The 20,756-nt window shown below is 64.9% G+C and carries 14 protein-coding genes and 1 pseudogene; 9 read left to right on the top strand and 6 right to left on the bottom strand.

The window, feature by feature from the left end; all coding sequences use genetic code 11:
- The first annotated feature begins 7 nt into the window (after positions 1 to 7).
- From NN4_RS21175 to NN4_RS21185, 4 genes are all read left to right on the top strand, one after another.
- Positions 8 to 373 carry an effector-associated constant component EACC1 gene (locus tag NN4_RS21175; RefSeq protein ID WP_147134075.1) on the top strand — a complete coding sequence of 122 codons (366 nt, stop codon included), beginning with the start codon at positions 8 to 10 and terminating at the stop codon, positions 371 to 373.
- Positions 370 to 1,695, top strand: coding sequence for a caspase, EACC1-associated type (locus NN4_RS21180; RefSeq protein ID WP_147134078.1), 1,326 nt, complete (start codon positions 370 to 372; stop codon positions 1,693 to 1,695). The genes NN4_RS21175 and NN4_RS21180 overlap by 4 nt, the downstream gene beginning before the upstream one ends.
- Before the next feature lie 889 nt (positions 1,696 to 2,584).
- Positions 2,585 to 2,725, top strand: coding sequence for a hypothetical protein (locus NN4_RS45065; protein WP_186818544.1), 141 nt, complete (start codon positions 2,585 to 2,587; stop codon positions 2,723 to 2,725).
- Between the two features lie 107 nt (positions 2,726 to 2,832).
- Positions 2,833 to 3,336 (top strand): hypothetical protein, encoded by a 504-nt coding sequence (locus NN4_RS21185; RefSeq protein WP_147134081.1) that lies wholly within the window; start codon positions 2,833 to 2,835, stop codon positions 3,334 to 3,336.
- 82 nt (positions 3,337 to 3,418) lie between these two features.
- Here the strand turns inward: NN4_RS21185 and NN4_RS21190 are convergent, their stop codons facing one another.
- Positions 3,419 to 3,907, bottom strand: a complete 489-nt coding sequence (locus NN4_RS21190; protein WP_147134084.1) for a hypothetical protein — start codon at positions 3,905 to 3,907, stop codon at positions 3,419 to 3,421.
- Positions 3,908 to 4,026: 119 nt separating this feature from the next.
- On the opposite strand from NN4_RS21190, the pseudogene NN4_RS21195 reads away from it, so the two are divergent.
- Positions 4,027 to 4,170: pseudogene (locus tag NN4_RS21195) on the top strand (IS3 family transposase); the annotation flags it as partial.
- 693 nt (positions 4,171 to 4,863) lie between these two features.
- Here the strand turns inward: NN4_RS21195 and NN4_RS21200 are convergent.
- On the bottom strand, positions 4,864 to 10,041 hold the full coding sequence (locus NN4_RS21200; RefSeq protein ID WP_147134087.1) for a non-ribosomal peptide synthetase: 5,178 nt from the start codon (positions 10,039 to 10,041) through the stop codon (positions 4,864 to 4,866).
- Positions 10,034 to 10,237, bottom strand: a complete 204-nt coding sequence (locus NN4_RS21205; RefSeq protein WP_147134090.1) for an MbtH family protein — start codon at positions 10,235 to 10,237, stop codon at positions 10,034 to 10,036. The genes NN4_RS21200 and NN4_RS21205 overlap by 8 nt, the downstream gene beginning before the upstream one ends.
- A 357-nt stretch (positions 10,238 to 10,594) precedes the next feature.
- Here NN4_RS21205 and NN4_RS21210 point away from each other — a divergent pair, with 357 nt between their 5' ends.
- Positions 10,595 to 11,809, top strand: coding sequence for a cytochrome P450 family protein (locus tag NN4_RS21210; protein WP_147134094.1), 1,215 nt, complete (start codon positions 10,595 to 10,597; stop codon positions 11,807 to 11,809).
- 3 nt (positions 11,810 to 11,812) lie between these two features.
- Positions 11,813 to 12,607 (top strand): class I SAM-dependent methyltransferase, encoded by a 795-nt coding sequence (locus NN4_RS21215; protein ID WP_147134097.1) that lies wholly within the window; start codon positions 11,813 to 11,815, stop codon positions 12,605 to 12,607.
- Positions 12,608 to 12,611: 4 nt separating this feature from the next.
- On the opposite strand, the gene leuS is transcribed toward NN4_RS21215, so the two are convergent.
- Positions 12,612 to 15,107, bottom strand: coding sequence for a leucine--tRNA ligase (gene leuS / locus NN4_RS21220; RefSeq protein WP_147134100.1), 2,496 nt, complete (start codon positions 15,105 to 15,107; stop codon positions 12,612 to 12,614).
- Positions 15,108 to 15,308: 201 nt separating this feature from the next.
- A complete protein-coding gene (locus NN4_RS21225) occupies positions 15,309 to 16,421 on the bottom strand; it encodes a hypothetical protein (protein ID WP_222595123.1) in 1,113 nt (370 codons plus the stop codon).
- 334 nt (positions 16,422 to 16,755) lie between these two features.
- Here NN4_RS21225 and NN4_RS21230 point away from each other — a divergent pair, with 334 nt between their 5' ends.
- Positions 16,756 to 17,496, top strand: a complete 741-nt coding sequence (locus NN4_RS21230; protein WP_147134103.1) for a 2OG-Fe dioxygenase family protein — start codon at positions 16,756 to 16,758, stop codon at positions 17,494 to 17,496.
- Between the two features lie 9 nt (positions 17,497 to 17,505).
- On the top strand, positions 17,506 to 18,498 hold the full coding sequence (locus NN4_RS21235) for an aldo/keto reductase (RefSeq protein ID WP_147134105.1): 993 nt from the start codon (positions 17,506 to 17,508) through the stop codon (positions 18,496 to 18,498).
- 72 nt (positions 18,499 to 18,570) lie between these two features.
- Here the strand turns inward: NN4_RS21235 and NN4_RS21240 are convergent, their stop codons facing one another.
- The gene (locus NN4_RS21240) at positions 18,571 to 20,673 is read right to left on the bottom strand and encodes a BTAD domain-containing putative transcriptional regulator (protein ID WP_147134108.1); all 2,103 of its coding nucleotides are present in this window, start codon (positions 20,671 to 20,673) and stop codon (positions 18,571 to 18,573) included.
- Between the last annotated feature and the right edge of the window lie 83 nt (positions 20,674 to 20,756).

The raw sequence follows: 20,756 nt of genomic DNA on the forward strand, positions 1-20,756 counted from the left end.
GCAGCGCATGCCAGAACACCAGGGCCAGTTGATAATTCGCACCGACGGAAGCGCCGACGAGCTGTCCGCGTTACTCGAGTGGTTCAACGACGACGACGAGCTGCGCGGCCGGATCAGCATGCCCACGACGCCGATTCAATCCGGCCAGATGGGCGGCCTGGCCGAGGTCCTCGTCGTCGCCCTCGGCGCACAAGGCATCGCGTCCACGTTGTTCCAGTCGCTGAGCACATGGTTCACCCACCGGCGCTCCGACATCGCGGTCACTCTCACCCTCGACCACACCGAACTCACCCTCGACGCCAAACGCGTCAAAACCCCTGAAATCACCCAAGCCCTCCAAGCACTTCTCGACCAGGCGAACAAACCCCGGTGACCCTCGCCCCGAAGCGCAGCGGCTGGCGCGCCGTCCTGATCGGGGTGAGCCGATACACCCATCCGGGCCTCACCGATATCCCCGCCGCCGCCAACAACATCCACGACCTCCATCGACTGCTCACCGCACCCACCGGTGCCGCACTCCCCAGCGAGCACTGCACCACCCTGGTCGATCCCGAAACCCCTGCCCAGGTCGGGTCACTCCTCGCCGATGCCGCCACCCAAGCCGACGATGTGCTGCTGGTGTACTACGCCGGACACGGCCAGCCAGACCGGCGCCGCACACAATTGCACCTGACCTTGACCAGCACCGACCCCGACCACCTCGCATGGAGTTCGATACCGTTCGCCACGGTCCGCAACGAACTTGCCGACGCTCGCGCCCGTGCCCGCATCCTGATCCTGGACTGCTGCTTCTCCGGACGCGCATTCGAAGCCATGAGCAGCCCCGCGGCCGTCGTCGACGGCCAACTCGACATCAACGGCACCTACATCATCGCATCCTCTCCCCGCAACGAAACCTCGCTCGCACCCGAGGGGCACCGCCACACCGCGTTCACCGGCGCCCTGCTCACCGCCGCCACCAGCAGCACCGGCCTCACCCTCGACCAGCTCTACGCCAACGTCGACCAGATCCTGCACCGCAACGGTCATCCCCGCCCCGTGCGACGCAGCGTCAACATCACCGGCAACCTGCGCCTGTTCACCCCCCCAAGCCACCGGCCCACCCCTGACAACGCCGTGACGCCGCTGCTCATCGACCCCCTCGCCACCCCGGACAGCGTCACCGAGCAGATCTTCGCCGACGGTCAGCGAGCCGCCCAACACGACGACCTCATCGAAGCCGAGAAAGCCTGGCGCACTGCCGCACTACAGGGGCACCCCGGCGCGATGAACAACCTCGCCCACCTGCTGTACAGCCAGCAGAAACTCCGTGCAGCGCACACCCTCTACCTCGAAGCCGCCCACCGCGGCAACACCACCGCCATGAGTAACCTCGCGGTTCTACTGCACCGAGTCCACGAAGACGCCGAGGCCGAGTACTGGAGCCAGCGCGCGGCCGAGGCCGACGACACCGACGCAATGCACAACCTCGCCCTCATGCTCGACAAATCCCGCCGCTACGACGAAGCCCTCACCTGGTACCGCCGCGCCGCCGAAACCGGACACACCGACGCAATGCACAACCTGGCTATCCGCCTGCGCTACCGCGGCCAAATCGCCGAAGCCACCACGTGGTGGCAGCGCGCGGGCCACAAACGCCCACAACGGACCACCGAGAAGCTCCGCGGTCTGACCCTTCACAAGCAATCACGCTGAGACCGATGAAGTTTCACCACCGCCTGGCCCCGGCGTGAAAAATGAGACGCACGCTCGGGCTCGGCGTGGCTCGGACGCCGCGGTGTCACGCACTCCGGCCATCAGCAAGGCGATTGCGTCGTCGGCGGTGGGGTCGGGCCAACGGGTGGGTGACGTGGCGGTGCGCGATCGCGCGCACCACACACCGAGGGTGTTGGCCATGATTCCGGCGTCGGCAACGGCGAGCCAGCGCTTCACGACGATCGCCTCGGCGGGCGCTCATAGTACCTTCCCGCCGAAGCCGACGCTGGCGGCCGCTGATGGGTTCGGTCAGGTTACGGTTGGCCGAACACACCTGCATGATCGGTGGCTCAAGCCTGGCATGCCGCGGGGGTTCAATACGGGGTAGCAATGCGAAAATATTGAATGCTGTTGCAGCGCAAAAGCATTCGCGTCCACTTGCGTCCGGAGGGGGACACGAACACTACGCCCACCTACTGCACCAACGAACATCGCTGGAGATCAAGCCTTAGCGGCGGAACTTTGACTCCGGCCAAGACCCGAAGGGTTCATCCCCCGTCAGAGCGATAGATGGCAGATACCGGTGCACTCTTGGAGCGAACTCACCTCCGACAACGGGCCAGAACAACGTCACCACCCTCCCCGTGACCACGCTCGTCGTGCCCGATGTCGCGGATGCCCGGGATTCGCCCGGCACCCGACGAGGCAGACCAGCTGACCTGTGCCCTACGACGGGGTATTCGAACCTGTCGGCTTATCGGATGGCGCGGCACGGCGGACACACACTCTTCGCCGCGCGGCCCGACCGGATCCACTGACATTTTGTGTCGTTCGGCGAGTGACATTTTCGTGACGCCTCACACCCCGAGCCGGTTGGGTGGCGAATTGGATGATCGCTTCCAGACCTGGCCTGTACCCGTCGGTGGTGTCGACTATTCTGCGACGTCCGTTCACCGACGCGAACGCGGCGACAGGGTGGGCCACCAACGGCGATCGCCGCAAGGAGACCCTCCGTGCGTCACCGGCCTGAGGTCCACGACGCAGGTGGCGACTGCCGGTGGCCTGCACAGTCTGTCTTCATGAGTGGAAGGTTCCCGGATGCAGCCGCTCCTGGCACTCTGATGCGACAATGGCCTGATGGTTTGGCCGGATTTTGGAAGCTTTTCTGACTCAGACATCCTGGTGTGGCATATACCGATGCAATCCGGTGCTATGCCGGTACTTGACGCTGAGGGTTTTAGCCCGCCCGAAGCTTTGGTGGAGGCGTTGCATGCCGTTTCGCGGGACATTCGATGCCTGCAGTACGGGGGCCGATTCGACAGCGGTGATTTGATTTGGGAACTCTCGATCGACAGTAGCTACACCGTCGGGCTGGGATGGCTGCGCCCCGGTGGGAGCGATTTCTGGGTCACGCGTGAAGGCGTATCGATGGATGCATCATTTGCGGTGGCAGCCGTATGGGCGGCTGGTGTGGCTCAGGGTCAACTCGTCATCGGCCGAGAAGTTGTGCACTGGCCCAGTAGGGGTTGGAATCTGCTGACCGCGCAATTGGTCGATGAGTTGCCTGTGTGGATTGATACATCTGACGGATCGGTTATCAGCAATATTGGGATGTTGTGCGAAGCAGAAGCCAATTGGTAGCTATCCATCCCCTGTAATTTCACGTTATCTCGGAAGTGCCGTGTGTGCTCGGCATAAAATACGCCGAGCACACACGATGCAGCTACCGAATGCGGAAGATGTAAGTCATGTAGTACTCCGCGATTGTGATGCCATAAGCAAGTGTTCCATTGCCTGCCTTTTGTCGTGTCTTGTTCTCGAACGAGCACCCCATCATCATTTGATAGTCCTTATTGTCGTCATGTCCAGTAGGAGCGAGATGGTATCGATAAGTGATCGACAAGTTTTTGTGGCGCTCACTGCTGTCTTTGAACAAGAAGCGCCCTGTGCTAGGCGCAAAGGAGTAGGCGACGCAGTCTTTTTTCGTATTCAGTCCGTAGGCGGCCTTTGTGAGAATATACGCCTCGCTGAGAGACCAATCCAAGGTTAGCAGGCGGGTGTCCATTCCATCCGCAGCTCTCCTGGCTCCGAATTCTCCGCGCGTAACGTTGTGTCTGTACTCATCGCCCGAATAGAACTCGATCTGGCCGTTGTTGCGTGCTGCTGTTCCATCCGAGGGGTTGGGCTGCGCATAATCTCGTTCGACGGTCACTACATGGTGTTGAAATACTTGTGCCGGCTGTCCATTTTCGTTGTACTGATCTGAGCCCGCCGTGCGGTCAATGGGTCGGCGGTGGTGCTGGTGCGTAGGGCGGGAGTGTTCGCGCCGGCCGGTGGGAGACCCGGGAACAGTTGCGGATCGCGATTGTCACCTGGATCGAACGCACCTACCACCGCCGGCGCCGTCAGGCCCGACTCGGCCGGTTGACCCCGATCGAATTCGAAACCATCATGTCCCCAGCAGCACGACAGGCTGCTCAACCGCTGTCACCCGATCCTGCAGCAGCCCCCACCTCGCCAGTGGTGAGGCCCAAAAATGCTCGCGTGGTTCGCATTCCGAAGCCAGCGCTGCATCTCCATGTCGCTAGGCCGGTTGGCCAGAACCTGACGCCATTGATGATATTTCAGCCCGCTCGTCAGCCAGGACCACCTCGGCAACCTCAGCGAGTAGACGCCGCACGCACGACACCGAGAGTAGACGGGCTATGCCGCTGATACCCCACCAGCCACCGACCGCGAGCACGACCGCCCAGTATTCGCCAACGAGTACTAGCCCAACCAATACGACGCCCCACACCATTGCGCCGGTTATCCTGAGATCCGCTGCCCGCGGTGCGTCGGCTGACAGCACCGCCAAGTAACCGTTCCCTTGCGCGCTGCGCAGGACATGCCACCGAATCAGCCAGTCCAACTTGAAGGGATGGCACTCGTAAGGGCCATATTGCTGCTGCAGCCTGCGCTTGAGATGCCCGCGGTAACCCTCTGCACCTTCCCATAGGCCACCGAGATCGCCTTCACTGAAACATCGGTCGACGAGTCTGTCGAACTTTCCTTCCGGCTGGTGAGGCTGCGGCTGGCGAGGTGCCCACGCGCTGTGAACGTGTCGTGCGGGCGTATGCCAGACCATCATGCAACGCGTCGCCACAAAGCATTCGAGCAAGGTGAGTGCTAGTTCGCCGGAACAGCCAGCATGCTGTTGAGATACCCACCGTAGAGGTGGACCGATTCGGGCTGCATCATCATGCCGTGCTTACATTCTGCAGGATACTTCCTGATATTACCCGAGACATAGGTTTGCCAATCCTCGGGCTGCAGGTCGGTGAATGGACCCAGCTCCGCTGTAATAATGTTCAGATCTCCATCGAACACATCCGGAATATGCTGGACAGCGAGTTCAACGTTCGCTCGCACGTTCTCCAGTATTATCTGCAACAGCCATTCCGGTGGAATTGATCCCGCAAGCCCCTGACGCTCTGCCAGCGCAATCAGATTACTATAAGAGAATGACATCCCTTTTGGAAGATCGATATCTCCGTCAAGCAGGTACCCGTTGAGCGCCAATTCCTCGAACTCACTCCCGTCTGTCACGGATCTGCTTTCCTCCGGAACTATGTAGGAGTCTAGAACAATGAGATGATCGACCACACTTCCACGCGCTTGAAGTACGACCGCGGTAGCGTGCGCGACAATACCACCGAATGACCAACCAAGTATTCGATACGGCCCATCAGGATTCAAGCCTTGCATAATATCGGCATAATGTTCGGCCATCGCTCGAAGTGTTTTCGGTCGCTCCGTATCGGCGGCGGGAATCTGCCGGATTCCAACGATTGGGCAGTCCAGGTACGCGACCAAGGAACGGTAGGGTGACGCCATACCACCGCCGGGATGAATACAGAATAGCGGCACTCCCTCGCCGCCTTGGATCATCTCCGTCGGTGCCGCCGCCGATAAACCGTCGGCACCCGCGTACACCAGCGCCGCCAATTCCGAGACCGAAGACGCGTCGAAGAGTGCCCGTACCGCGACGTCAGCGCCGAAGACTTCCCGTACAGCCGCGACCACCCGCATCGCCAATAGCGAGTTGCCGCCCAGGTCGAAGAACGAATCATCGACACCGACGTGTTCCAGTCCGAGTATCTCGGCGTAGATTCCGCTGAGGGTCTCCTCCACCGGTGTCGACGGCGCGCGATAGCCCTCCTCGCCGCTGTAGACGGGCGCGGGCAACGCATCGTGATCCAGCTTCCCGTTGACAGTCAACGGAAATTCATCCAGCACCACGACCACCGCGGGCACCATGAACCCGGGCAGGGTTCCGGCCACGAATCGGCGCACGTCGGCTTCGAGCAGGCCGTATCCGGGATTGCTGGCATCTGCGGTGTCGTGGTCGGACCACTCGGATTCGGCGTACACATCGGTCAGAGCTCGTCCGTCCGCCACCGCCGCACGGACAAAGACCGCGTCCACGCACCCGGCTCGCACCGACCAGGTGACGGCGGTGGCAAAGCCGTGCTGTCGGCCCAACCGGTGCAGATCCTCCGGCAACAGACCACCGTCCCGCTGCTCGGCAGCACTGCCGAATGTCGTTTCCGCGGCGAGGGTTTCGTTCGCCAGGATCTCCGCGCCGTTCCAGACCCGACGGGTCAGCTCGACCTCGTCACGCAATCCGGCATGGGGGATGTGTGCGATACGGATTCGGTCGCCGGGAAGGTCGCGCAAGGCCTCCTCGATCAACGCGCTGCCCGCGAACTCGACGCGGGGAGCGTCGGCCAGGGCCAACACGTCAGATGGCTCCTTGCGCAGAACCACGTCGTACCGATATCGAGTGAGCTCGTTGACCGAAAAGCCGCGCTTCACCTGGATATCGACCGCCGCGTATCCGGCGGCGCCGAACTTCGTGAAGTACCGCGGGGACAGCAACAGTTCTTGTTCGGTGCGCATATTTCGGGACACCTTCTGCTGCAACGCAACCGGGTCATACGGCGGCCGGGCCCTGGCGAATTGGGTGGCGGTGGTGAACTCCTTCAGCAACGCGAGGTTTCGGATGTCACCGATGAACAACGCACCACCGGGCGCCAGTAGCCGCAACACACCGTCGATGACCCGGCGCAGATACCTTTCGTTGGGGAAATACTGGACGACAGAGTTCATGATGACGGTGTCGAAATGCCCGACCGGCAGCCCGTCGAGATCGTCCGCGCGCCGTGGCTCCAGGTGGACCCGGTCCGTCCAGTCGGCGGCCAATTCGTCCAATTGCGCCTGCAGCCCCGCCAGTACCACGGGCGACAGATCCGTCGCGAAGTATTGCGCGCACTTCGGGGCCAATTGCGACAGCAACAAACCCGATCCGACCCCGATCTCCAGCACTCGCCGCGGCCGCAGTTCTTCGATGCGCGCGACAGTCGCGTCGCGCCATTCCCGCATCTGCTCCAGCGGGATAGGCGTGCCGGAATAGCTGCTGTTCCAGCCGCTGAAGTCGGCGCCGAACTCGACGGCGACCCGCGCACCTCCGGTGTACTCGGTCCCGGAGTACAGATCGTCGTAGATTCGGCGCCACTGGGCGACCATTTCCTCATCGGCTCCGAGGGAGTCCACCACGGTATCCGCGACGACGTAACCGACGAGCCGTTTGTCGCCCGGACGATCCTCGCGCACCACGACGGCGGCCCGTTCGACGCCGGGATGCGCGGCGAGCGCGGCCTCGACCTCGCCCGGCTCGATGCGGAAGCCGTTGACCTTCACCTGGTGATCAGCCCGGCCGACGAACTCCAACTCGCCGTCGGCATTCCATCGGACCAGATCGCCGGTGCGATAGAGCCGAGATCCGGCCGGACCGAAGGGGTCGGGTACGAATCGATCCGCCGTCAGGCCCCCGCGCCCTAAATATCCCCGCGCCACCCCGACACCCCCGACGTACAACTCGCCGACAACCCCCGCCGGAACCACGTTCCCGAAACCGTCGAGCACGTAGACCCGGGTGTTCGCGATCGGACCACCGATCGGCACCGAATGGCCCTGGAGGTCGGCGGGCGTCAAAGAATTGCAGCAGGTGAATGTGGTGCATTCGGTCGGACCGTACCCGTTGACCACTGTCAGGCCGGGCAGCGCGGCGCAGACTCGCTCGACGTGCCCGCGCGACAACGGTTCTCCACCAACCAGCAGTTCCCGCAGACCGGCGAACACCGTCAGGTCCTCATCGCTGAGCGAATTGAACAGTGCCGAAGTCAGCCACGCCGTGGTCACGCTGGTGCGCGCGAACAGGGCGCGCAACCCGGCGACGGTCGGGACACGCTCCTGCGACACCACGCAACGCCCGCCGTGCACCAGCGCGGCCCAGATCTCGAAGGTCGAGGCGTCGAAGGTCACCGACGCGGCGTGCAGGACCACCGCACGATCGTCGAGGACCGCATAGTCCACGCCGCACACCAGCCGGATGACCGATCGGTGCTCCACCGCAACGCCTTTGGGCACCCCGGTCGACCCTGAGGTGTAGATGACGTAGGCGATGTTGCCGGGCTCGGCCGATAGCGGAATCCGTGCCGCCATATCGGCTGACTCCGCATCCTCGGGCTGGTCGAGGAGTATCCACTCCACGCCGGATTTCTCCGGGATCGAGGAGCGCAGCCGTGACGTGGTGATGACCACGGGGGCGTCCGTGTCGTCGAGAATGAACCGCAGTCGATCGGCGGGGTACTCGGGATCCAGCGGGACATAGCCCCCGCCCGCCTTCACGATGGCGAGAATCGCGACAACGGCCTCGACGCCGCGCTCGAGACACAGGGCGACCAGCACCTCGGGCCGCACACCGAGCCCACGCAGCCTGCGAGCCAGCCGATCCGCTCGCCGGTCGAGCTCCGCATAGCTGTACTGTTCGTCGCCGCAGATCAGCGCCACCGCGTCCGGTGCGCGATCGACCTGTTCCTCGAACAACCCGGCGAGGGTCGCGTCCTGCGGGAGTTCCGTTGCGGTGTCATTGCATTCTATGACCAGTTCGTACCGCTCGTGCTCTCCCAGCAGCGGCAGTTCCGACAGTCGCACTCTCGGGTCGGCGGCCACCGCCTCCAGCACCCGGACATAGCGCTGCGCCAATCGCTCGATCGTCGCCTTGTCGAACAGATCGCGGGCGAACACCACCGCCCCGGCCAACACCGTCTCGTGTTCGACGAAGTGCAGTTCGAGATCGAACCGAACGATGTCGGTATCGAGGCCGAGTGGTTCGGCCTGCGTCCCGGCCAGCTCCAGCGTCGCGCTCGGCGTGTTCATCAGCTGAAAGATGACCTGCGTCAACGGGTTACGCGTCAAGTCACGCTGCGGGGCCAATTCCCGCACCAGCTGCTCGAACGGCAGATCCTGGTGCGCGTAGGCGCCGAGCGCACTGGATCGCACCCTGGCCAGTAGCTCCTCGAAGGTCGGATCCGCCGAACAGTCGGTCCGAATCACCATGGTATTGACGAAGAATCCGATCAAATCCTCCAGCTCGGCCCGCACCCGGCCTGCGATCGGCGTCCCCACCGCCACGTCCGGCATATCCGTTTCGCGCGCGAGCATCGCCTGAAAAGCCGCGAGCAGGGTCATGAACAGCGACATCCTGCGTTCTCTGCTCAACTGTCGCAGCCGAGCGGTCAGCGGTTCCGGAACGATGAAATGATGCGAGCCCCCCTCATACGTGGGCACCGCGGGGCGGACCCGGTCGACCGGTAATTCCATCGCCGCCAACCCGGAAAGCCGGTCACGCCAGTAAGCCAGCTGTTCGTCGAACACTTCGCCGGAAAGCCACTCGCGCTGCCAGACCGCGAAGTCGGCGTACTGCATCGGCAATGGCGGCAGCGGAGACGGCTGCCCGGCGCGGAACGCCTCGTACAACACGGTCAACTCACGCAGCAGCACGCCGATGGACCAGCCGTCGGTGACGATGTGGTGCATCGTCAGCATCAGCACCTGATCGTCCTCGCCGAGCCGAATCAACCACGACCGCAGTAGCGGCCCCTCGCCCAAATCGAATGGCGCACGAATTTCCCTGCGCAGCAATGCCTGCGCCGCCGCGACGGGGTCGGATTCGGCGGAAACGTCGGCCACCGAGAACACCGGCGGGGCCGCCGGTCGAATCGCCTGGTAGGGCTCGCCCGCCTCGCTGCGGATCACCGTGCGCAACACCGCATGCCGCGCGACCACCTCCTCGATTGCGCGTCCCAACAACTCCGCGTCGACGGCGCCCCGCAACCGGTACGCCATCGGCACGTTGTAGAACGGGCTGCCCGGCACCAACTGGTCCAGGAACCACAGTCGCTGTTGGGCGAACGACAACGGTCCCGACCGCCGCAGCGGTTCAAGCGTCGGTTCAAGCATCACGCGGCCCAGCTTCCGCACGGTGGCGCTTCGGCCGAATGTCGACCCAGACTTCGTCGATATACGCGAGACATTCGGCGCGAGAACCTGCTACCGATGTCGCGAACCAGCCGTCCGGCAGCGGTCGAGCAGTGGGCCAGACCGAATATTGCTCCTGCTCGTTGTGCACGACCAGATACCTGTCGAACCGGATCATCTACCGAACACCTCCGACGACGTGACAGCCCGCTACGGACCACTCCCCGATCGTGAGCCATTGCACCGGCAGGCCGCGGACACGATCCGCGCCGGACCGTTTGCACAGAACGCGAGCGCAGCCACCCCGGCGGGGGCCGAACGCGGAGAAGGTACGGGAAGCGGCCGTGGCCGGTCCCCGGCGAGGTCCTACGGCGGTGCACCCGATCCCGTAGTCGAGGCCGCCGTCGGACCCCAGAACCCGGGCCGAGCAGCGCCATCGGCGGCGACGGAGTGTCGGGCAGATGGTCACCGGCCGCCAGCGGCGGCAGGCACGATGAAACTACGGCTACACCGCACGGCGAAGGGTTTCTCCGCGATGACCGAGGTTGTCGAACTGGACTCCGATTTCCTGCGCGAGCCCTACCGGCTCTACGCGCTGCTACGCGAGGAAGCGCCGGTGTGTGTCGCCGAACTCCCCGACGGTGAGCGGTTGTGGTTGGTCACCCGGTACGAGGATGTCCGGGCCGCACTCACCGATCCGGCCATCGGCAAGGACTCTGACGAGATCATGCGCATCGCACAGGCCGGCGGTATGACCGACCCCCTCGGCGGCAGTCTGCGCACGCACATGCTGAATTCGGATCCGCCGGATCACACGCGACTACGCAAACTTGTCTCGAAGGTCTTCACCGCGCGTGCGGTCGAGCGCCTGCGCCCGCGCATCATCGAGATCGCGGACGAGCTGATCGCCGCGGTGGCGGCGAAAGACGAGATCGACCTCCTCGCCGAGTTCGCGTATCCGCTTCCCCTCACGGTGATCTGCGAGTTGCTCGGCGTGGCGACCGATGACCGAGACGATTTCCGGCAGTGGAGTTATGCCATCACCGGCACGACCGGTAACTACCGCAACTTCCGTGCTGCGGCGGCCAAGATGGCGGCCTATCTCACGGCCTCGGTCGCGCAGAAGCGTGCGAGACCCCGCGCGGATCTCCTGAGCCAGCTGGTCCACGCGCGCGACGGCGGCGACGGCCTCAGCGAACGCGAACTGGTGTCCACCGCCTTCCTGCTGCTGTTCGCCGGCCACGAAACCACGGTCAACCTCATCGCCAGCGGCATCTCGGCGCTGCTGCGTCACCCTGACCAACTCGCCGCGCTGCGCGCGGACCGAGCCCTCCTGCCCGGTGCCATCGAGGAATTCCTGCGATACGAGAGCCCGGTGAATATTACGTCGTCCCGCTACACCAAGAAGGCCACGCGCATCGGCGGCGTCGACATCCCGGCGGATGAATTCATCGTCGTCGCACTGGCGTCGGCGAACCGCGACGGCACGCGCTTCGCCGACCCCGACACCGTGGAAATCACCAGGCAGCCGAAGGGGCACGTGGCGTTCGGGTACGGCGTCCACTACTGCCTCGGCGCACCGCTGGCCCGGCTGGAGGCCGAGATCGCCTTCGACCGGCTGCTGTCGGCTTTTCCCCACCTCGCCCCCGCCGTGCCTGCCGACCAGCTGGTTTGGCGGGAAAGCGCACACATCCGCGGTCTCACCGCACTTCCGGTCCGGCTGCGTCGCGCACCGGAGAGAGAGCAGTAGAGCATGACACTGGAAAAGATCGGGCAGCACCAGGTCCAGGAGACTCTGTTGTTGCCGTTGCGCGGGAAAGCGCTCGACTACCGCACTGCGGCACCGGTTCTCGGTGACCGGTGGTCCGACGAGGTGCTCAGCCGGATCGGACCGCTCCGGTTCAAGATGCGGTTGGGCTCGCTGGATCGCTACATCCCTGTGCTGCGCGCCCACCGAATGGACGAGTGGGCCCGCGAGTTCCTGTCCCGCCATACCGACGCGGTCGTGTTGCACCTGGGCTGCGGCCTGGACAGCCGGGCGTTCCGCCTCGACCTTCCGGAACGCGTCCAGTGGTTCGATGTCGATTTTCCGGAGGTCATCGAGCTGCGCCGATCCTTCTACCCGGACCGCCCGCGCTATCGGCTCGTTGCCGGCTCGGTGACGGAGCCGGCCTGGCTGGACGACGTGCCGGTTGGCAGGCCGGTGCTGGTCATCGCCGAAGGGCTGCTCATGTATCTCAGCGAGGCCGACGTCGCCCAGCTTCTCGGCAGGCTGATCGACCGTTTCGGCGGCGGTGAACTGATCTTCGACGTCATGACCGAGGCGAACGCCAAGATCGCCGGATGGTTCGGCTACACAGTCTGGGGGATCGGCGATCCGCGTGAACTCGAACGCACACACCCGCTCACCCTGCTCGAAGCCGTGCCCGCCCTGGCGGACCACCGGCTGATCCGGTCCACCGGCTGGCGACTGTACAACGCCGTTCAGTACCGGAACCCGTTGTATCGCAACGGGATCCGGTCACTGCGCTACCGCTTCGGCGGCTAGCCGCTCACCGCTGCGAGACGACGTTCACCAGTTTCGGGGCCCGCACGATGACGTTCGCGACGGCTCGCCCGCCGAGCGCCTTGGCGATGCCGGGTGACGACATCGCGAGCGTTCGCAGCGCGTCATCATCGATGTCGACGGCCACCTCGATCCGATCGCGGACTTTGCCGTCGACCTGCAGGATGCAGGTGGCGGTCGCGGCCGCGATCAGGTCGAGATCGGCCACCGGCCAGCCCGCGTCGGCCACCGAAGGACCATGGCCGAGCCGCTCCCATGCCTCCTCGGCGGTGAACGGCGCGAAACACGACACCATACGCACCAGCGCCTCGACCCCTTCGCGGACCGCGGGATCACCTGCGCCGGGGCCGGTATCGACCGCTTTGCGCAGTACGTTCGTCAACTGCATCAGCTGCGCGATCGCCACATTGAGGCGTTTGCCCGTCATCAGTTCGGTGGCCTTGGCGATCAGCTCGTGCACCGACCGCCGCACCGCACCCGCAACCGCTGAATCACCGGCAAGAGTTGCCGCGGACCCGATTTCGTCGGCGAGCCGCCAAATCCTGGCCAGCCATTTGACCGCCCCGTGCGGCGAGACATCGGCCCAGTCGATGTCGTCCTCCGGCGGTCCGGCGAAGATCATGGTGATCCGCACCGCGTCTGGGCCGTACTGGTCGATCTGATCCTGCAGGTTGACCAGGTTGCCGAGGCTCTTGCTCATCGCCTTGCCGTCCATGAGTACCTGGCCCTGGTTGGTCAGCCGGGTGAACGGTTCGGTGAACGGCAGCAGCCCCGCGTCGTGCAGCGACTTGGTCAGGAACCGGGCGTACAGCAGATGGCCGGTGGCGTGCTCCTTACCGCCGATGTACTCGTCGACCGGAAGCCACCGCGCGATTCCCGCCGGATCGAACGGACCCTCGGTGAAGTCCGGATTCGGGTAGCGCAGGAAGTACCACGACGAGTCGACGAAGGTGTCCATCGTGTCGGTGTCGCGCCGGGCTGGACCGGCACAGCGCGGACACGGCACCGCGACCCAGTCCTCGGCGCTGGCCAGCGGCGGCTTACCGCCGTCGGGACGCAGCTGGTACCCGGATTCGGGGAGCCGCACGGGCAATTCGTCATCGGGCACCGGCACCTCACCGCATGCGCCGCAGTGGATGATCGGGATCGGGGTGCCCCAATACCGTTGGCGCGAAAGCAGCCAGTCGCGCAACCGATAGGTGATCGCCGCCGCGCCGACGCCGCGCTCGGCGAGTTCGGCGATGATCGCGGTTTGCGCGTCGGCAACGGATTGTCCGGTGAATCGATCCGACTCGACGAGGACGCCCGCACCGTCGGTGGCCACACCGGTTACGCTCGGTTCGGGCTCCCCGGTATCGATCACGGTGCGCACGGGCAGGTCCATCGCCCGCGCGAAGTCGAGGTCGCGCTGATCGTGCGCGGGCACGGCCATCACAGCGCCGGTGCCATAGCCCGCCAGCACGTAATCGGCGGCGTACACCGGAATCCGTTCGCCGTTCAGCGGATTGATCGCGTAGGAGCCGAGGAACACGCCCGTCTTGGGCCGGTCGGTGGCCAGCCGCTCGATCTCGGTCGCCCCCGCCGCCTTGGCCCGGTACGCCTCGAACTGATCCTTGTGGTCCGGTGCGCACAGCTCAGCGGCCAGCGGCGCGTCGAAGGCAACGACGAAAAACGTCGCACCGAAAAGCGTGTCGGGGCGGGTGGTGAACACCCGCACCGGTTCGTCCCGGCCGTCGACTGCGAAATCGACGTACGCGCCCTCCGATCGCCCGATCCAATTGCGTTGCATCGTCAGGATTTCGGGCGGCCAACCGGCCAGCTGATCCATATCGTCGAGCAGTCGCTGGGCGTAATCGGTGATCTTGAAGAACCATTGGGTGAGCGCACGCTTGATCACCTGCGCGCCGCACCGCTCACAACGGCCCTGGACGACCTGTTCGTTGGCGAGCACCGTCTGGTCGTTGGGGCACCAGTTCACCGTGGCGTCCGCGCGGTAGGTCAGCCCGCACTCGTACAGCCGCAGGAACAACCACTGGTTCCAGCGGTAGTACTCCGGGTCACTGGTGTGCAGGCGGGTACGCCAGTCGAACGAAATACCAAGCCGGCGAAACGAATCCGCCTGGGTTTCGATGTTGCGATAGGTCCAGTCCCTCGGATCGAGGTCGCGTTTGAACGCGGCGTTCTCCGCGGGCAGACCGAACGAGTCCCAGCCGACCGGGAACAACGTTTCGGCGCCACGCATCCTGGCGAACCTGGCCATCGCGTCGCTGATCGAATAGACCTCCGCGTGCCCCATGTGCAGATCGCCCGACGGATACGAGAACATACTCACCACGTACCGGCGATCGGCTTGCTCGTCGCCGCCCGTTAGCGATGAGACATCGAAAGTGCCGCGGCTATCCCAGATCTGGATCCACTTATCGACAACAGTGCGCGGATCGTAGGTCTCGTCGCTCGATACATCGTCAACGGAAGAGGTCATCGCTCGGCTTCGCTCGCTCTGGTCGGGTTCGGGTAGGTGCTGGCGGCCGATCCCGGTCTGCGCGCACTGTCGCCCCGCACGCAAGCCAGCATCGCCCCATGATGCGGACCGCGGCCGTCAGGTATCAAGACGACCGACCGGTCGATCCTACCGGAGCTCGAGCCGATGCCCGCGCGCAGCGCTCACCGACCGACCCGCCGCCTAGAAGTATGACTGTAGGGGCCCGCGGCGCCGGACATCCAGTGTGGCGCAATGGAACGACCCGCCGAAACTGTTGAAGTCACGGAAGTTGCACGGGATGGGCGTGAGCCCGAAGTCGCGCAGTGCCTGGATCATCGGCTCGTCCTGACGCTCGACGACGACCCGTTGCTCATCGAGCATGAGGATATTCATGTTGATCCATTTGCTGGTCATGTACAGCGGGTGCGCGTCGGGGATGATCGGTTTCGGCGCCTCCAGCACATCCCAGCCCTTGAACAGCTTCGGCACCTTCGGCACGCGTTCCGGATTCACCAGCAGCTTCCCGGGCGCCAACGGAACCAGCGTCGCATCGATATGCATCGGATGCACATCGTCGAATTCGAAGACGTGGATACGGTATTCGTCGCCGAGATGACGGCGCAGCCATTCGATACCGAAGGCATTGGTGACATTGCTCATCTGCGCGACGATGTCGCGGCCGCATCGGGTGAAATCGGCGGCATCGAACGTCGGCTCGAATTCGGTGACCACGAGCCGGGTGCCCTGATCGGGGTGCTCGTCGGACCAATCCTGGTCGAATTGCGCGTCGGTGAGCTCCGGCTTCGGCCCCGCACTCCAGTTGGCACCGCCGTGGAAGTACTCCTTGAGCAACGGGCGATACGCAAGCGACTCGTAGTACCGGGATCGCCACGCCATCGGGCATTCGATGATGTCGGTGCCGACAACGAGCAGGGCATCACGCGGCATGGCGGCATACAGCCCGGTGCTCGTCCAATGCAGCGTGCTGTAGGTGGTGCGCTGCGAAATGGGTTCGGGCCGGCGCACGGTGACGCCTTCCGATTCCAGGATGTGTGCGAATTCGTCGAGATCTCGGCGGGCGGCCTCGATCCGTTCCGGCGGAAAGGGTCGACCCGCGTTGGTACGGAAAGTCTCGAGCTGCCCCGCGGGCAGCACCGGGGGCAGGCACTCGTGCCAGGGCGGGAAGCTGGCATCGTCGACGATGCCGACGATGACCTCCTCCAGCGGATCCCATTCGTTGTAGGAACACACCGGGCTCGCCGGCGCCTCTCGGTCCATGCCGCCGATCTGTGCTACCTGGGGTGCGCTCGTCATATTCGGTTCCCGTCTCGACAACTGCGGTGGGTCGGTTACCGATTCTGCGGAGCCGTGCGTCATCCGCCTGACACCTGCCACAACCTCGGCACGACGGCGGTCCCCAGTTCGGCGGCGCCATGCCGACCGAGGCGAGGGTCGGCCACCAGTTTGTGACCGCGCGGACCCGGCGCGACCACCAACCGTGCCGCGCGCCGTAGCTGAACCATGCAGCACTGCCCGAAAGGCACCCCGACCAGTACAGAGGTCCCGCCGCAGCTGTCCGGCTACTGCACACGCCACGCTGGTGCGCGCCCGCACGATCTAGGCCTGGCCACACTGCGAAAGGACCGGAATGTCGCGCAACACCGTTCTCGACGAGAAAGAACACGAGATTTCTCAGCAGCTGACCGAAGTCGGCGAGAGCCTTGTTCGGGCCGACGAATTGTCCGCCGTGCTCGGCGTCGACGCAGCGGACTGGGCTCGATTCGGGAAGAACTGGGACGATCTTCTCCTGGATACCTTCATGGCCGACGGCGGCACCTATCGCTACCGCCGTTACGGCCAATTCGAACTCCACCCGGACACCGGTGAGCTGGTCGCCCTGCCCCATGAGCCCTATCGGCAAGAGCGCTACTACAACCGGCTCAATGGCGGCGTCGACCGGGTCTATGAACCGATCACCGACGCATTCGCCGGCGACCCGCTGCTCCGCGACGTGCTCGTCCGGCTCGGCCGGGTCTTCACGGCGGTGGACAACACCCGGCGCTGGTTGATCAAGTTGCACCCCGTTCGCATCATCGCGGGCGAGGAGATGGGCAAACCCGCGCCGGAGGGCAGGCATCGCGACGGCGTCACCTTCGTCGGGTCGCTGCTCATCGACCGGCTCAACATCACCGGCGGCGAGAGCTCGACCTACGACGAGGACGGCAAGCGCCTGCGTACCGTGACCCTGACCGAGCCGGGCGAACTGCTGCTCAACGACGATCAGCGCACCTACCACGCGGTGACGCCTATCGAAGCAATCGACAAGAACCAGCCCGCGCATCGTGATGTGCTGGTGCTGAACTATGCCGCGTTGCCCGGCCGGGCCTGAGGAGGGCGGATGAAGACACGATTCCTCGGCGGCCAAGGACTGGCCGTGTCCGCGATCGGTCTCGGCTGCATGGGGATGTCCCAGGATTACGGTCCGGGCGACGACGCTGCCTCGGCCGACACCATCCGGTACGCGCTCGATCAGGGCGTCACCCTGATCGATACCTCCATGAGCTACGGCGCGGGCAACAACGAACGGCTGGTGGGGCAGGCTATCGCCGGTCGGCGGGACGAGGTAGTGCTTGCCACGAAGTTCGGCATCGTCCGGGACAACCCGGGAGACCCGGCCCGGCTTTGCGCCCGGCCAGACGATATCCGGCGATACTGTGACGCCTCACTGGCCCGGCTCGGCACCGACCGTATCGACCTCTACTACCTGCATCGGGTGGATCCGACGGTCCCGATCGAGGACAGCGTTGGCACGATGAGCGAGCTGGTGGCCGCGGGGAAGGTTCGCTATCTCGGCATCTCCGAGACCAGCGCGTCCGAGTTGGAGCGTGCGGCCTCGGTCCACCCGATCAGCGCGGTCCAGTACGAGTGGTCGCTGTCCTGGCGCGAAGTGGAGGACGACATCGTCCCGCTGGCCCGCGCGCTCGGCATCGGGGTGGTGGTTTTCAGCCCGCTCGGCCGCGGGTTCCTCACCGGCAAGCTCGACGTCGGCGCGCTCGGCCCGGACGACGACCGGCTACCGGATCAGCGCTTCCACGGCCAGCACCTGATCCGCAATACCGATCAGCTGCGGCGCTTGCGTGAACTCGCCGAGGCCCGCGGCATCACGCCGGGTCAGCTGGCGCTCGCGTGGCTGCTGCACCAGGGTGATGACGTCGTGCCGATACCGGGCACCAGGAGCCGGGAGCGGTTGGCCGAGAACGTCGCCGCCGCGGCGGTCGAACTGTCCGCCACGGAGTTGGCGCAGCTGGAAGCGACGGTACCGAGGTCGTCCTGGTCCGGCGATCGGCATTCCTTTGCCGTGCCGCGGACCGCCCGGGTCGCCGCGCGGTGAGCCCGGTGCCGACGGGGCGGGGCGCGATGCCGAGGATTTCGCCCCGTCGGCGTGCAGCTCGGTGCTACCGGATCACCCCGCTTCCAGAATGGGCCTGCTGTGCGGGATCCGCTCACCGTCGCGACGGCTGTCGGAGATTCGCGGCACAGCGCCCGCGGCGGCCGCGAGCTCCATGGCGTAGGCATGGACGAGGGGATGCAAGACGTATTCGCCGGATCGGACTTCGGTGACGAAATGAATCCTGGCCAGCTCATCGAGCAGGGTGCACACCCGATCGGTCGGCATATCGAGACGCTCACAGATGACCGCCACACTGCAGTTCGGATCGGCGAAGCGGCCGAGCGCCGAGAACAATGCCGCCGCCTCATTGCCGAGGGTCTGGTAGGTCGACGCGAAGACCGAACGCAGATCCGTGGTTTCCTCGCCGCTGGTGAAGACATCCAGAACGGACGCGTTGTCCCGCGATTGATCCGCGATATCGGCGAGCGGCAATTGCGGGGTGGTGACGGCGCGGGCCGCGATCAACGTGAGCGCGAGGGGCAATCGACCACATCGGGCGATGATCTCGTCGGCGACCTCGGGTTCACCGGTGACGCGCGCCGAGCCGATGCGGCGGTGCAGCAGGGTCCGCGCCTCGTCATTGGACATGACGTCCAGCAGCAGCGGCGTCGCCCCCTCGGCAACGATCAGGCCACGCATCTGGTGCCTGCTCGTCACCACGACGACAGAGTCGGTGGAGCCGGGCAGCAGCGACCGTATCGGATGTGCGGGGGCCGTATTGTCGAGGACGATCAGCAATCGCTTGTCCGTCAACATACTGCGGTAGAGAGCGGACCGTTCGGCCAGCTCGGTCGGGATCATCAACGGCGATACACCGAGCGCGATCAGGAAACCGCGCAGCACCTCCGACGGTTCGGTGGCGCCGAGATCGGCATAGAGGTGGCCGTCCGGGAACTGCTCGGCGACGCGGTGGGCCCAGTGCACGGCCAGTGCGCTCTTGCCGACACCGCCGAGCCCGTGAATCGCGATGATCGGCGCGCCGCTTCTGTCGTGCTGGGTAAGCAGCGAGTCGAGGTGCGTCAGCTGGTGCTCGCGTCCGGCGAAACCGCGGGTGTCCTTGGGCAATTGAGCGGGCCGCGGCAGCGTCCGCATAGTCGCCTGTACGGGATCCAGTTTCGTGTAGTCCGCTTCGCTCAACACCGCCAAATAGGCCTCCGATACCTCACGCCCCGGGTCGACGCCGAGGTCGTGCGCGAGCCGTTGCCGCAGTGTCTCGAACAATTCGAGCGCAGCGGCGCGTTGTCCGCTGCGAGCCAGCGCCGTCATCAGCGAGGCATACGCCAATTCGTGCAGGGGGTTGGTGTCGATGAATTTGCGCAGCGGGGCCAACAATTCGGCATGCCGTCCGGCTTTCAATGCGGCATCGGCGTACTCGAGCAGCACCGTTTCCAGTTCTCGATTCAATTCCGCCGCTGCCGCCTGAATATGCAGGCCCGGCAGGTCTCTCAGCGGCACGTCCCGCCACAGCTCGATCGCCGTCCGGTATTGGACGACGGCGAGATCGAGCCTGCCCGCCTTCCGATCACGCAGCGCGCTGTCGGCGAGTTGACGAACGGCGAGCACGTCGAGTTGATTGGTCTCGACCCGCAGGGTGTAACCACCGGCATTCGCGACAAGCACACTCGGCCCGTACCCCTTCGGCTGCAGCCGCCTGCGCAGCCGCGACACCTGTGTCCGGACGACATCGATCGCGGACGGCGGCGCGTGGCCGTCACACATGGCGTCGGCCAGTGCGTCGACGCTGACCGCGGCGTTCGGCGACAGGGCGAGCAGGCCGAGCAGTGTGCGCTGCCGAATCGAGTTGAGCTCCACCCGATCACCATCGACCCGCACCTCGAGCGGTCCGAGCACCTGCAGGCGCAGGTCGTTGGCGAGCACCAGTCCCTGCTGCCCGCGCTGCACGATTTCGTCCGCCTCCGCGGGCGAGAGCTCGAGCGCGCTGGCCAAGCGCCGCAGCGTGCTCCCGCGTGGCCGGGTGACCCGATTCTGTTCTATATCGCGAAGACCACCCACGCTGATTCCCGCGCGGGTGGCCACCTCATGTTGCGTAAGTCCCATACGTTTGCGTCCACGCTGGATCAACGCACCCAGTTCGTGATGCCCTCGATTGTTCATAGGGCACCACCCTCGGCATCGGCACTGCCGACAAGAATTCCATTCTTGAATCGACAATTCGAAGAAGGCAATGCCGACATAAT

It is taken from the genome of Nocardia ninae NBRC 108245, assembly GCF_007990755.1.
Taxonomy (GTDB): domain Bacteria; phylum Actinomycetota; class Actinomycetes; order Mycobacteriales; family Mycobacteriaceae; genus Nocardia; species Nocardia ninae.

Bases quoted from the DNA above. Each gene is read 5' to 3' on its own strand.
- NN4_RS21175 (WP_147134075.1), top strand. From the start codon at position 8: ATGCCAGAACACCAGGGCCAGTTGATAATTCGCACCGACGGAAGCGCC.
- NN4_RS45065 (WP_186818544.1), top strand. From the start codon at position 2,585: ATGATCGCTTCCAGACCTGGCCTGTACCCGTCGGTGGTGTCGACTATT.
- NN4_RS21185 (WP_147134081.1), top strand. From the start codon at position 2,833: ATGGTTTGGCCGGATTTTGGAAGCTTTTCTGACTCAGACATCCTGGTG.
- NN4_RS21200 (WP_147134087.1), bottom strand. From the start codon at position 10,041: ATGCTTGAACCGACGCTTGAACCGCTGCGGCGGTCGGGACCGTTGTCG.
- NN4_RS21205 (WP_147134090.1), bottom strand. From the start codon at position 10,237: ATGATCCGGTTCGACAGGTATCTGGTCGTGCACAACGAGCAGGAGCAA.
- NN4_RS21210 (WP_147134094.1), top strand. From the start codon at position 10,595: ATGACCGAGGTTGTCGAACTGGACTCCGATTTCCTGCGCGAGCCCTAC.
- NN4_RS21215 (WP_147134097.1), top strand. From the start codon at position 11,813: ATGACACTGGAAAAGATCGGGCAGCACCAGGTCCAGGAGACTCTGTTG.
- leuS (WP_147134100.1), bottom strand. From the start codon at position 15,107: ATGACCTCTTCCGTTGACGATGTATCGAGCGACGAGACCTACGATCCG.
- NN4_RS21225 (WP_222595123.1), bottom strand. From the start codon at position 16,421: ATGACGAGCGCACCCCAGGTAGCACAGATCGGCGGCATGGACCGAGAG.
- NN4_RS21230 (WP_147134103.1), top strand. From the start codon at position 16,756: ATGTCGCGCAACACCGTTCTCGACGAGAAAGAACACGAGATTTCTCAG.
- NN4_RS21235 (WP_147134105.1), top strand. From the start codon at position 17,506: ATGAAGACACGATTCCTCGGCGGCCAAGGACTGGCCGTGTCCGCGATC.
- NN4_RS21240 (WP_147134108.1), bottom strand. From the start codon at position 20,673: ATGAACAATCGAGGGCATCACGAACTGGGTGCGTTGATCCAGCGTGGA.